This window comes from Xanthomonas sp. (genome assembly GCF_017163755.1).
Classification (GTDB): domain Bacteria; phylum Pseudomonadota; class Gammaproteobacteria; order Xanthomonadales; family Xanthomonadaceae; genus Xanthomonas_A.
Genome location: NZ_JAFIWC010000013.1, coordinates 1 through 12031, shown reverse-complemented (window position 1 = coordinate 12031; position 12031 = coordinate 1). Strand labels below are relative to the sequence as shown.

Below are 12031 nucleotides of genomic sequence, written 5' to 3'. Positions count from 1 at the left end.
CCTCCCTCCCTCATGGTGCGATGCCGCAGGCGCGGTGCCGCGCGTCCGGACAAGCATGCATTCGATCGAAGTGGTGTTGGCGATGTTGCTGGCGGTGGTGGCCAGCGGCTATCTGGTGCGGATGCTGCCGTTCACGCTGCCGTTGCCGCTGGTGCAGATCGGCCTGGGCGCGGTGATCGCCGGCGTGTTCAAGAAGGGCTATGCGCTGGAGCCGGAGCTGTTCTTCCTGCTGTTCCTGCCGCCGCTGCTGTTCCTGGACGGCTGGCGCATCCCCAAGCAGGGCCTGTTCCGCGACAAGGGCGTGATCCTGGAACTGGCGCTGGGGCTGGTGGTGTTCACCGTGGTCGGCGCCGGCTTCCTGATCCACTGGATGATCCCGGCGATGCCGCTGGCGGTGGCGTTCGCGCTGGCCGCGGTGGTGTCGCCGACCGACCCGGTGGCGGTGTCGTCGATCGCCTCGCGGGTGCCGATCCCGAAGCGGCTGATGCACATCCTGGAGGGCGAGTCGCTGCTCAACGACGCCTCCGGCCTGGTCTGCTTCCAGTTCGCGGTCGCCGCCGCGGTCACCGGCAGCTTCTCGCTGGCCGACGCGTCGCTGACCTTCCTGTGGGTGGCCTTCGCCGGCGTCGCCGCCGGCATCGGCGTGACCGTGGCGGTGAGCCTGGCGCAGCGCTGGATCTGGCGCCAGGTCGGCGAGGAACCCGGCGCGGCGATCCTGGTCAACCTGCTGCTGCCGTTCGCCGCCTACCTGCTGGCCGAGGCGATCGACGCCTCGGGCATCCTGGCCGCGGTGGCGGCGGGCATCAGCATGAGCTACGTGGAACTGAGCGGCCGCGCGCCGGGCAGCATGCGCGTGCAGCGGTCGGCGGTGTGGGACATGGTCCAGTTCACCCTCAACGGCATCATGTTCGTGCTGCTCGGCGAGCAGTTGCCCGGGATCCTGCAGGGCGCGGTGCGCAACGTCGACGAGGCCGGCCACCTGAACCCGTGGTGGCTGCTGGCGTACGCGCTGGCGATCTACGTCGGCCTGTTGCTGCTGCGCTTCCTGTGGGTCTGGCTGTCGCTGCGCTGGACCCTGCTGAAGGCGCGGCGCCGCGGCGAGCGCCATGCCAGCCCGCCATGGCGCGTGGTGGTGGCCACGTCGCTGGCCGGCGTGCGCGGCGCGATCACCCTGGCCGGCGTGCTGACCCTGCCGCTGCTGCTGCCCGACGGCACCGCGTTCCCGGCGCGCGACCTGGTGATCTTCCTGGCCAGCGCGGTGATCGTGACCTCGCTGCTGGTGGCCAGCCTGGCGCTGCCGCGGCTGCTGCGCGGGCTGGAGCTGCCGGAGGAGCCCAGCGACCAGCTGGAGGAGGACCTGGCCCGGCGCGAGTCCTCGCGCGCGGCGCTGGCGGCGGTGGAGAAGCTGCGCCAGCGCCTGGCCCACGACAGCGAGCATGCCGAGCTGTACAACGAAGCGGCCAACCGGGTCAGCGTGCTGTACCAGCGCCACCTGGACCAGGGCGAGGCGATGGAGAGCAACCCGGAAGAGGCGCGGCGGCTCGACGACGCGCTGCGCCAGCTGCGCCAGGCGGGGTTGCAGGCCGAGCGCCAGGAACTGTTCAAGCTGACCCGGCAGCGCCGGATCTCCGACGAGATCGCACGGCGGCTGATCCGCAACCTGGATCTGCTGGAGGCGCGGCGGAAGGGATGAGGAGCCGGGACCGGGGACCAGGGACCGGGGACCGGCGAGCGAGCGAACTGAAAGTGCATCTGCCCAGGTGCAAGGCCTGGCCATCGGTGCGACGTGCACGCTTTCCGTTCCGATCATTGTCTCAGCCACAACAGCGCTGCTGCTAGGCTCTGCGGTCCCCGGTCCCCGCACCATCACTATCCCGCCCACGGGAGACTGCTTCCGCACTATCGGGGTTTATCGGCCCGCGCCGGGCCACTACCCTGTTGGGCGTTCGTCGCAGCGGCCGTTCCGCTGCGCAAGGAGTTCGTGTGTCGCCCATCATTTCCTTGCAACAGCTCACCAAGACCTATGCCGGCGGCTTCCAGGCGCTCAAGGGCGTGGACCTGGACATCCGCCGCGGCGAGATCTTCGCCCTGCTCGGCCCCAACGGTGCCGGCAAGACCACCTTGATCAGCATCGTCTGCGGCCTGGTCAATCCCAGCTCCGGCACCGTGCTGGCCGACGGCCACGACATCGTGCGCGACTACCGCGCCGCGCGCGCCAAGATCGGGCTGGTGCCGCAGGAACTGGCCACCGACGCGTTCGAGACGGTGTGGGCGACGGTGCGCTTCAGCCGCGGGCTGTTCGGCAAGCCAAAGAATCCGGCCTACCTGGAGCAGGTGCTGCGCGAACTGTCGCTGTGGGACAAGCGCGACAGCAAGATCTCCACGCTGTCCGGCGGCATGAAGCGGCGCGTGCTGATCGCCAAGGCGCTGGCGCACGAGCCCAGCATCCTGTTCCTGGACGAGCCCACCGCCGGGGTGGACGTGGAACTGCGCCACGACATGTGGCAGATGGTGCGGCGCCTGCGCGAGCAGGGCACCACCATCATCCTCACCACCCACTACATCGAGGAAGCCGAGGACATGGCCGACCGCGTCGGGGTGATCAACCGCGGCGAGCTGGTGCTGGTCGAGGACAAGCACACGCTGATGCGCAAGCTCGGCAAGAAGCAGCTGGCGCTGACCCTGCAGGCGCCGCTGCAGGCGCTGCCCGAGGCGCTGCGCAGCCAGCCGCTGGAGCTGTCCGCCGACGGCGCCCTACTGACCTACACCTACGACGTGCAGGCCGAGCAGACCGGCATCGGCAGCTTGCTGCGGCAACTGGAGGAACACGGCGTGGAGATCAAGGACCTGCATTCCAGCGAGAGCTCGCTGGAGGAGATCTTCGTCAACCTGGTGCGGCCGCAGGCCGTGGAGGCGCGCGCATGAACCTGCACGCGATCGGCGCGATCTACCGTTTCGAGATGGCGCGCACCTTCCGCACCCTGACCCAGTCCATCGCCTCGCCGGTGCTGTCGACCTCGCTGTACTTCGTGGTGTTCGGCGCGGCGATCGGCTCGCGCATGGGCGCCATCGACGGGGTCAGCTACGGCGCCTTCATCATCCCCGGGCTGGTGATGCTGTCGCTGCTCAACGAAAGCATCTCCAACGCCTCGTTCGGCATCTACATGCCGCGCTGGGCCGGCACCATCTACGAGGTGCTGTCGGCGCCGGTGGCGTGGTGGGAAATCGTGATCGGCTATGTCGGCGCGGCGGCGAGCAAGTCGGTGATGCTGGGCCTGCTGATCCTGGCCACCGCGCGGCTGTTCGTGCCCTACGAGATCGCGCATCCGCTGTGGATGTTCGGCTTCCTGGTGCTGACCGCGATCACCTTCAGCCTGTTCGGCTTCATCATCGGCATCTGGGCCGACGGCTTCGAGAAGCTGCAGGTGATCCCGCTGATGATCGTGACCCCGCTGACCTTCCTCGGCGGCAGCTTCTACTCGATCAGCATGCTGCCGCCGCTGTGGCAGAAGATCACCCTGTTCAACCCGGTGGTGTACCTGGTCAGCGGCTTCCGCTGGGCGTTCTACGGCAAGGCCGATGTGCATATCGCGGTCAGCGCCGGCATGACCGCGCTGTTCCTGGCGGTGTGCCTGACCGTGGTGTGGGCGATCTTCCGCAGCGGCTACCGGCTCAAGTCGTGAGCCGCGGCATTCCGCCCGCATAGCGCGGCATTGCCGACCGGGCGTGCCGGTGCTGCGGTAAGCGCAGGCCGGGCGTGGCGCCGCGGCGGCGGCGCACCGTGGGCCCATCGCGGCAGCGGGCGCAGCCGTGGGCTCGCGCCCTGGCTGCCGGGGGCTCAGGCCTATGCGTTGTACCGCGCGCTCAGTTCGTCTCGAGGAAGTACGGCTCCACCGTGCCGTTGATCTTCATCGTCATCGGGTTGCCGCGGCGGTCGCGGGCCTTGCCCACCTGCACGCGGATCCAGCCTTCGCTGACCGAATACTCTTCCACGTTGTCGCGCTCGACGCCGTTGAAGCGGATGCCCACCCCGCGCGCGAGCGCGGCGGCATCGTGGAACGGGCTGTTCGGGTTGATCGCCAGGTGGTCGGGAGGGGTGTCGCTCATCGTCGTGGGTTCGGGTTGGCGGCGGGAAACGCCGTCTTCGGGGGGCGAAGGATAAACGCCCGCGCGCCGCTTGCCGACTGCCGCGGCGCTTCCGTCGCCGCGCGCGGCGCGGCACACTGCGCTTCCCCGCCTCGCCGAACCCCGCCGCCATGCCCGACAACAGTGCCGACTACGAAGAACCCGACGACCTGCCCGGCGACGACGAGGACGACGCCGATACCCAGCAGGGGCTGATCTGGAACCTGCTGCTGCTGATCAACCCGGGCGACGAGGAGACCGCGCTGCGCCAGTTCAACGCCTACCGCGAGGCCGCCGGCGAGGCGGACAGCGACGACGACGGCTGGCTGTGGACGCTGAAGGACGCCATCGACTGGACCTCCGGCTTCTATGTGGACTGGAAGGACACCGAATCGCTGATCGGCGCGATCAACGAACTGGCCGCGCGCTGGAACCTGCGCATCGACTGGGGCGGCGACATCGACGACGAGGACTTCCTCGGCGGCCACGATACGGCATCGCTGCTGTCGGTGGCCTACGACCGCCTGCGCGAGTACGGCTATACGGTGTGGTGCTGGGATACCGGCGGCGACGCCCACGCCGGCTGGATGGCGCTCAGCCGCGACGACGAGGACATGCAGCGGCTGGCGGCGATCCTCGGTATCGACCTGCGCCCGGGCAGCGATCCGTTCTGATCGGCGCGCGGGATGGCCTGGCGCCCCCCGCGTCTTTCCGCCCCGTGCCCGGCCACGGCCACGGCGCCGCCATCGTTCCCCCGGCCGGCACGCGTTCGCTGCGCCGCAGACCGCCAGACGCTGGCCGCCGCGCGCTTAAGCGGCGCATTGCGCCTCAAGCGCCGCGCTTGCCGTTCACGCGCCGGCCGGCGCGTGTCGCACCGCACCACGAGGCGTCACCGGTCCACCGACAGTTCCAGCTGCAGCGAGCGGCCATACGCGTTGTAGATGCCGACGTCGTAGAACGTCCAGCTGTTGTTGTTGGCGTCGATCGGCGGACGTCCGTTGGCCAGGTTGTTGACCGCGCACATGACGCTGACGATCTCGTTGAAGCGACGGCTGCCGCTGCCGTTATGGGTCGTCTTCTAAATCGTTTTAGAAGACACTGCCAACGACGTGCCTCAAAACTGGGACAGGCCACAATGTTCGTGCAGCTACCCGCTTGTGCGATGCAGCGCCCATCGCGGGCGCCATTGCCACAGGCACGAAATTTATGCAGGATCGCCGCATCCCTTTAAACGATTCAGGGGCATGGTGGACACAGACCCGCGCCGGCGACGCGTCACCCTGGCCGACATCGCGCGTGCCTGCGAGGTGTCCTCGGCGACGGTCTCGCTGGTGCTCAGCGGCAATCCCGCCGTCGCCGCCAAGACGCGGCGCCAGGTGCAAGCGGAGCTGCGCCGGCAGGGCTACGTCTACAACCGCAGCGCGGCCAACCTGCGCCGCAAGGTGTCCACCAGCGTCGCGCTGTTGATCAACGACCTGTCCAATCCCTTCGTGGCCGAGTTCGCCGCCGGCGTCGACGAAGCGCTGGCCGAGGCGGGGTGCGTGCTGCTGCTGGGCAGCTCCGGCGAATCGGTCGAACGCCAGCGCGCGGTGCTGTCCTCGCTGCTGGAACACAATCCCGCCGGGGTGATCCTGACGCCTGCCGAAGGCACCACCGCCGACGACCTGAGCCCGGTGGTCGGCCTGCATACGCCGCTGCTGCTGTTCAACCGCCAGGTGCCCGGTTCGACGTGGCACTACCTGGGCGCCGACAATGCCGCCGGCGCGCGCCTGGCCACAGAGCACCTGCTGGCGCAGGGGCACACCCGCATCGCCTTCTTCGGCGGGCACCGCGAGTCCAGTTCGTGCCGGCAGCGCCTCGAGGGCTACACCGCCGCGCTTGCCGCGGCGGGCATCGATCCCGAACCGCGCTGGATCGTGGAATGCGCGCCCACGCGCCTGCAGGCGGCCACCGCGACCGCGGCGCTGTTCTCGCGCGATCCCGCGCCGACCGCCGCCGTCGCCTACAACGACGGCGTGGCGCTGGGCCTGATGATGGGCCTGCGCGCCCGCAACATCACCCCGGGGCGCGACTTCGCGCTCACCGGCTTCGACGACATTCCCGAGGCCGCTGTCACCGTGCCGGCCCTGACCACGCTGGCGACCGGCCCGCGTGCGCTCGGCCGCCGCGCGGTGGGCCTGTTGATGTCCACTGCGCGCGCACCCGATGCCTCGCCACAGGTCACCATCGCGCCGGTGCAACTGGTGGTTCGCGACAGCTCTCTCACCTTCGCCCACCGCCCGCCGGCTGCCGCGGCGGCTACGCGCGGCAAGCGCCGCACATCCACTGGAGGAACCTCCGCTTGAAACCATCCGCCATCCGGCCGCGCCAGGCGCAATGCATGCTGGCCGCCGCCATCGCGCTCGGCGTCGGCGCCGCGGGCGCCGCCAGCGCCGCCGATTTCAGCACTTCCTTCGAAGCCGGGCAGCGACAGGCCCGCGCCGGCGACAGCGGCATCGAGCTGTACGTGGGCAACGGTCCGGCCGAACCCTACGCCGCCAAGCCCAATGCCGGCTACAGCGGTGCCAAGGCGCTGCGCTATGCGGCGAAAGCCGGCGGCCGCAGCACGCTGTTCGATGTCGACGTGACGGTCGGCGCGGACACCACGCTGGCCTGGCTGGTGCTGCCGGAGATCGTCGGCGAAGACACGGTCGCATCCACCTACGTGTCATTGGACGCGGTGCTCGACGACGGCACCCGCGTGTCGGCCAACGGCGCGCGCGACCAGCACGGCTTCGCGCTGGGCGCGCAGGCGCAGGGCGATTCGAAGTCGTTGTATCCGCAGCAGTGGGCACGCAAGGCGGTGCGCCTGGGCGACGTGCCGGCGCTGCGCGGCAAGCGCGTGGTCGCCATCGAGGTCGAGGTGCGCCCCGCGGCCGGCAAGCCCGCGCAGGGCTGGATCGACGACGTGAGCCTGGACGATGCGCCGATCGCGGCGCGCAAGGCGCCCACCGACTGGGTGCTGACCACCCGCGGCACGCAGGCCAACGGCCGCTTCTCGCGCGGCAACAACTTTCCGGCCACCGCGGTGCCGCACGGCTTCAACTTCTGGACGCCGGCCACCGACGCCGGCACGCTCAGCTGGCTGTACAGCTGGAACGAGAAGAACGACGCGGCCAACCGCCCGCGCCTGCAGGCGCTGTCGCTGAGCCACCAGCCCAGTCCGTGGATGGCCGACCGGCAGACGTTCCAGGTGATGCCGTCCAGCAGCCGCGGCGTGCCGGAGGCGGACCGGCAAAAGCGCGCGCTGAGCTTTTCGCACGCCAACGAGGTGGCGCGGCCGCAGCGCTATTCGGTGCGCTTCGACAACGGCATCGCCGCATCGCTGGCGCCGACCGACCACGCGGCGCTGTTCGAGTTCTCCTTTCCCGGGCAGGCCGATGCGAACCTGCTGTTCGACAACGTCGACGCGCGCGGCGGCCTGAGCCTGGACCCGCAAACGCAGACGCTGTCGGGCTATACCGACGTGCGCAGCGGCCTGTCCACCGGCGCCACCCGGATGTTCGTCCATGCCAGCTTCGATGCGCCGTGGCAACGCAGCGGGATGATCGACACCGGCCGTCCCACCGGCTACGTGAAGTTCGCCGCTCCACAACAAGGCGATGGCACGCGCAAGGTCACCATGCGCATCGCCACCTCGCTCATTTCGCTGGAGCAGGCCAGGCGCAACCTGGCATTGGAAGTGGCGGACGGGGACACGGTGGACAGCGTGGCCGCGCGCGCGCAGCAGCGGTGGGACGCGCTGCTGGGCGTGCTGGAGGTCGATGGCGCCAGCGAGGACCAGCGCACCACCGTGTATTCCAATCTCTATCGGCTGTTCCTGTACCCGAACTCCGGATCGGAGAACGCCGGCAGCGCCGCGCAACCGGACTGGCGCTACGCCAGCCAGAACAGCGGGTCGGACGACAACACCGACGGCAGCGCGGTGCGCAGCTTCGCGCCGGTGCGCGACGGCCGGATCTACGTCAACAACGGCCTGTGGGACACCTTCCGTACCGCGTGGCCGGCCTACGGCCTGCTCGCCCCCGACAGCGCGGGCGGCCTGATCGACGGTTTCCTGGAGCAGTACCGCGCCGGGGGCTGGGTCGCGCGCTGGTCGTCGCCGGGTTATGCCGACCTGATGGTGGGCACCAGTTCGGACGTGGCCTTCGCCGATGCCTGGGCCAAGGGCATCGGCGGGTTCGATCCCGCGCTCGCGTACGAGGCCGCGCTGAAGAACGCCACCGTGGTTCCGCCGGACCGCCATGTCGGGCGCAAGGGCATGGCCCGTTCCACCTTCCGCGGCTATGTGGACACGGACACGCACGAAGGCATGTCGTGGACGCTGGAAGGCGCGCTCAACGACTTCGGCATCGCCGCGTTGGCCGAAGGCCTGGCCAGGCAGGCCGGCTCGCCGCAGGACCGGCGGCGCTACGCCGAGGAAGCGGCGTATTTCCGCTACCGCGCCGCGAGCTATGCCAATGTCTTCGACCGCAACGTCGATTTCTTCCAGGGCCGCACGCCGGACGGCAGCTGGCGCCTGTCGCCGCAGGACTACGACCCGCGCGTGTGGGGCCATGACTACACCGAGTCCAGCGGCTGGACCTTCGCCTTCACCGCCGCGCACGACGGCAACGGCCTGGCCGCGCTGTACGGCGGCCGCGACGCTCTGGCGAAGAAGCTCGACGCCTTCTTCGCCACGCCGGAGACCGCGCAGGCGCGGTTCGCCGGTTCGTATGGCGGCCTGATCCACGAGATGATCGAAGCGCGCGACGTGCGCATGGGCATGTACGCGCACAGCAACCAGACCGCGCACCACATCGCCTGGATGTACCTGTACGCCGGCCAGCCGTGGAAGACCCAGGCGCTGACCCGCGAAGTGCTCGCGCGCCAATACCTGGGCAGCGAGATCGGCCAGGGCTATCCGGGCGACGAGGACAACGGCGAGATGTCGGCCTGGTACGTGCTGGCCGCGATGGGCCTGTACCCGCTGCGCATGGGCTCGCCGGACTACGTGATCGGCTCGCCGCTGTTCAGGCAGGCCACGCTGAAGCAGCCGGGCGGCAGGCAACTGCTGGTGCGCGCGCAGAACAACTCGCCCGAGAACGTCTACGTGCAGTCGCTCAAGGTCAACGGCAAGCCCTGGACCCGGACCTGGATACCGCACCGGCTGCTGGCGCAGGGCGCAACGCTGGACTTCGTGATGGGCCCGCAACCCTCGCGCTGGGGCGCTGCGCCGGAAGACGCGCCGCCGTCGCTGACGCCTGCGGGCCAGGCGCCGCAGACGCTGCTGGACGTGATCGACACCGCCGCCAGGGTGACCGTGCAGCGAGCCGACGGCGCGGCGCTGGTGGACGACGATGCGCGCACCGCGCTGCCGCTGGCGGGCAAGCCGTACGAGGTGGACATCGCACTGGGGGCCAGCGCGCAGCCGGTCTTCTACACGCTCACCTCCGGCGAGCGTCCGATCGCCGGCGCGTCGTGGACGCTGGAGGCCCGCAGCGGCAACCAGGGCTGGAAGGTCATCGACACGCGCAGCGGCGAGACCTTCCGCTGGAGCCTGCAGACCCGCCCGTTCCGCATCGCCGCGCCGGGCCGCTTCGACGCCTACCGGCTGCGCTTCACCGCCCCCGGCCGCATCCAGCTGGCCGAGGTGGAACTGCTGGCCCCGCACACCCCCGTCGCCCTGAAGGAGCCGTGATGCCCCGTTCGTCCCTGTCGTTCGCCGGCAGCGCGCTGGCCGCGGCGCTGCTGCTGGCGCCGGCCGCGCATGCGGAGGATTTCACCAGGACCCAGGATGGGGTGAGCGTGGTCTATCGCGATGCCAGCGGCGCGCTGGACCGCACGATGCGCGACCGGATCCTGGAGACCTTCTTCCACGCCTACCCGCGCGAGCGCGCCGAGTTCAATGCCGCCGCGCCGACCCGGGCCATCATCACCATCGACCCCGGCTACGACGGCATCGCCTACGTGGACAGCGACGAGTGGGCCAGGATGACCATCAACCCGGCCTGGCTGGCCAAGCATCCCGGCGACACCGACCTGGTCGCCCATGAAGCCATGCACATCGTCCAGGGCTATCCCGACTACGGCAACGACAAGGCGCCGGGCTGGCTGGTGGAGGGCATCGCCGACTATGCGCGCGACAGGTACGGCGTGGACAACGCGGCCGGCGGCTGGAAGCTGCCGAGCGAGGTCAAGGAAAACCACAACTACGACAGCGGCTACCGGGTCAGCGGCGCGTTCCTGAAGTGGTCCGATGCGCGCCACCCGGGCCTGGTCAAACGGCTGGATGCGGCGCTGCGCAGCGGCACCTACACGGCGCGGCTGTGGAACGAACTGACCGGCCAGGACGTCGCCGCGGTGTGGGCCCGCTATGTAGCGGCGCAGGGCGGGGTGAAGCCCGCGGCGGATTGAGGGCTGCTCGTGTGCGCACGGCGAGGGATCCACGGCAGGCGGCGGTCGCGTGCCGCCACGACGTCCGCCATTCGTTAGGGCTCACGTGCCGCCGTTCGCGAATCGGCGCATGTCTGCGCCGGCATGCACGGCCTGCATGTCCGCGGGCGAAGCCACGCAGGCCGCCATCGCAACCGATCGCGGATCAATCCGCCTCGCCACGTGCCTGCGCGCGCGCATGGCGGATCAGCGCCTTCATCCGTTCGCGGTCGGTATGCCGCGATACCGGCACGGCGCCCAGGCGCAGCGCTTCGTCGCGCAGCGTCGCCGGCACGTCGTAGTGGGCGCCGCTGAGCTTGTTCTGGAAGGCGCGGCGGGGGATGCCCAGCCGCGCCGCCATCGCATGCAGTTCGTCCAGCGTATCGGCCAGCAGATGCGCCCAGCGCTGTCCGCGCCAGGGATGCACTGCGTCGTCGACATACACTGCCACCGCGGCGATCAGGCCTGCGCGCGCGGGCCGTTGCCGGTGTCGCCTGCGTCCGCGTTTGCTTCTGCGTCCGCGGCCGGTTCCGCCTGATCGGCATCGGTGGCATCGGTGGCATCGCCGGCGGCTTCGCCTTCGTCTTGGCTTTCATCGCCATCGCCGGCGAACTCGGCCACCAGCGCGTCCAGGTATTCGGCCGCGGTCTTGCCTTCGTCGGCGGCCAGGTCGTCGATCATCTGCTGCAACTGGCTGGAATATTCCAGCGTGATGGTCTTGCCTTCCTGCTCCTGCACGTTGGCCAGGTGCTTGAGCATCGCCAGCATCGGCACCGGATTGTCGGCATTGCCCATGGTCTGCCCACCCACCGCCAGCAGCCATTCGCCGCCCTGCAGGCCGATCGCGGCCAGCACGCGTCCGCTTTCGTCCTGCAGCACGGCGTGGTTGGCGATGGGCTGCTCGCGGCCCAGTCGGGCAAAGGCGCGCTTGGGCTGCTGCTTCTTGCGCTGGTCGCGCTTGGCTTTGGATTGCTTGGACACGTTCGTCTCGTTCGCGGATAGGCGGCCATTGTAAGCGGCGCGGTGCGGCGCCCGCCCGGCGTGACCTTCGGCAGGGTTGACTACAAGTGTAGTCACGACTAGTTTGACTACAGGTGTAGTTATTGGCGCGGACGGCGGTGGTTGTGCGGTGAACCGCGCACCGCGATGCGCTTGCCGGCGGCTGCACCGGAACCACGCTGTCGCTGCGGCGCGCTGCGGGCGGCTTTCGTTGCGGCGCAGCCGATGCGCCGCCTTCCATGCATCCACAGGAGACTCACCATGTCGCAGTCCATGAAAGCGCGTTGGCGCAACAACGCACCACGAGCGGCGATGCTGGCCGCGGTCCTCGGCCTGCTGCCGCTGCACGCGGCCGCTCAGGCCGAGCCCGCGGCAGCGGCAGATGCTGCCGCGCCGCTGGAGGCCGCGATCCCTGCGCCTCCCGCACTCCCTGCACCCCCCGCACCTCCTGCGC

At 69.9% G+C, this 12031-nt stretch carries 12 protein-coding genes; 8 read left to right on the top strand and 4 right to left on the bottom strand.

What is annotated here, in order from left to right:
• The first annotated feature begins 55 nt into the window (after positions 1–55).
• The 3 genes from JR065_RS10240 to JR065_RS10230 all read left to right on the top strand — a co-directional run bounded on the left by JR065_RS10240 (position 56) and on the right by JR065_RS10230 (position 3683).
• Positions 56–1693 (top strand): Na+/H+ antiporter, encoded by a 1638-nt coding sequence (locus tag JR065_RS10240; protein ID WP_206234019.1) that lies wholly within the window; start codon positions 56–58, stop codon positions 1691–1693.
• A gap of 290 nt (positions 1694–1983) precedes the next feature.
• The gene (locus JR065_RS10235) at positions 1984–2925 is read left to right on the top strand and encodes an ATP-binding cassette domain-containing protein (RefSeq protein WP_206234018.1); all 942 of its coding nucleotides are present in this window, start codon (positions 1984–1986) and stop codon (positions 2923–2925) included.
• Complete coding sequence (locus JR065_RS10230) at positions 2922–3683, top strand: ABC transporter permease (RefSeq protein WP_206234016.1); 762 nt, start codon at positions 2922–2924, stop codon at positions 3681–3683. Before JR065_RS10235 ends, JR065_RS10230 begins: the two co-directional genes overlap by 4 nt.
• Before the next feature lie 181 nt (positions 3684–3864).
• On the opposite strand, the gene JR065_RS10225 is transcribed toward JR065_RS10230, so the two are convergent.
• Positions 3865–4107, bottom strand: a complete 243-nt coding sequence (locus tag JR065_RS10225) for a DUF3297 family protein (RefSeq protein ID WP_206234015.1) — start codon at positions 4105–4107, stop codon at positions 3865–3867.
• Positions 4108–4256: 149 nt separating this feature from the next.
• Between JR065_RS10225 and JR065_RS10220 the strand changes: the two genes are divergently transcribed.
• Positions 4257–4799, top strand: coding sequence for a DUF6630 family protein (locus JR065_RS10220; protein ID WP_206234014.1), 543 nt, complete (start codon positions 4257–4259; stop codon positions 4797–4799).
• A gap of 215 nt (positions 4800–5014) precedes the next feature.
• Here the strand turns inward: JR065_RS10220 and JR065_RS21710 are convergent, their stop codons facing one another.
• Positions 5015–5149: a hypothetical protein gene (locus JR065_RS21710; RefSeq protein WP_277420138.1), complete on the bottom strand. Its 135-nt coding sequence runs from the start codon at positions 5147–5149 to the stop codon at positions 5015–5017.
• A gap of 220 nt (positions 5150–5369) precedes the next feature.
• On the opposite strand from JR065_RS21710, the gene JR065_RS10215 reads away from it, so the two are divergent.
• Genes JR065_RS10215 through JR065_RS10205 form a run of 3 tightly spaced genes read left to right on the top strand, consistent with a single transcriptional unit; the run spans position 5370 to position 10560 of the window.
• A complete protein-coding gene (locus JR065_RS10215) occupies positions 5370–6470 on the top strand; it encodes a LacI family DNA-binding transcriptional regulator (protein WP_206234012.1) in 1101 nt (366 codons plus the stop codon).
• A 35-nt stretch (positions 6471–6505) separates the two neighbouring features.
• Positions 6506–9844 (top strand): GH92 family glycosyl hydrolase, encoded by a 3339-nt coding sequence (locus tag JR065_RS10210; RefSeq protein WP_206234138.1) that lies wholly within the window; start codon positions 6506–6508, stop codon positions 9842–9844.
• The gene (locus JR065_RS10205; protein ID WP_206234011.1) at positions 9844–10560 is read left to right on the top strand and encodes a basic secretory protein-like protein; all 717 of its coding nucleotides are present in this window, start codon (positions 9844–9846) and stop codon (positions 10558–10560) included. Before JR065_RS10210 ends, JR065_RS10205 begins: the two co-directional genes overlap by 1 nt.
• Before the next feature lie 184 nt (positions 10561–10744).
• On the opposite strand, the gene JR065_RS10200 is transcribed toward JR065_RS10205, so the two are convergent.
• Together JR065_RS10200 and JR065_RS10195 are read right to left on the bottom strand one after the other, a co-directional pair.
• Complete coding sequence (locus JR065_RS10200; RefSeq protein ID WP_206234010.1) at positions 10745–11029, bottom strand: DUF4031 domain-containing protein; 285 nt, start codon at positions 11027–11029, stop codon at positions 10745–10747.
• An 8-nt stretch (positions 11030–11037) separates the two neighbouring features.
• The gene (locus tag JR065_RS10195; RefSeq protein WP_206234008.1) at positions 11038–11559 is read right to left on the bottom strand and encodes a hypothetical protein; all 522 of its coding nucleotides are present in this window, start codon (positions 11557–11559) and stop codon (positions 11038–11040) included.
• Between the two features lie 279 nt (positions 11560–11838).
• Between JR065_RS10195 and JR065_RS10190 the strand changes: the two genes are divergently transcribed.
• On the top strand, positions 11839–12031 hold a 193-nt coding region (locus JR065_RS10190), incomplete at its 3' end, for a hypothetical protein (protein WP_206234007.1).

What these genes read in the sequence shown, in the direction of transcription:
- JR065_RS21710 (WP_277420138.1), bottom strand. Translation starts at nt 5,149, where the DNA reads ATGTGCGCGGTCAACAACCTGGCCAACGGACGTCCGCCGATCGACGCC.
- JR065_RS10230 (WP_206234016.1), top strand. Translation starts at nt 2,922, where the DNA reads ATGAACCTGCACGCGATCGGCGCGATCTACCGTTTCGAGATGGCGCGC.
- JR065_RS10215 (WP_206234012.1), top strand. Translation starts at nt 5,370, where the DNA reads ATGGTGGACACAGACCCGCGCCGGCGACGCGTCACCCTGGCCGACATC.
- JR065_RS10220 (WP_206234014.1), top strand. Translation starts at nt 4,257, where the DNA reads ATGCCCGACAACAGTGCCGACTACGAAGAACCCGACGACCTGCCCGGC.
- JR065_RS10210 (WP_206234138.1), top strand. Translation starts at nt 6,506, where the DNA reads ATGCTGGCCGCCGCCATCGCGCTCGGCGTCGGCGCCGCGGGCGCCGCC.
- JR065_RS10225 (WP_206234015.1), bottom strand. Translation starts at nt 4,107, where the DNA reads ATGAGCGACACCCCTCCCGACCACCTGGCGATCAACCCGAACAGCCCG.
- JR065_RS10240 (WP_206234019.1), top strand. Translation starts at nt 56, where the DNA reads ATGCATTCGATCGAAGTGGTGTTGGCGATGTTGCTGGCGGTGGTGGCC.
- JR065_RS10205 (WP_206234011.1), top strand. Translation starts at nt 9,844, where the DNA reads ATGCCCCGTTCGTCCCTGTCGTTCGCCGGCAGCGCGCTGGCCGCGGCG.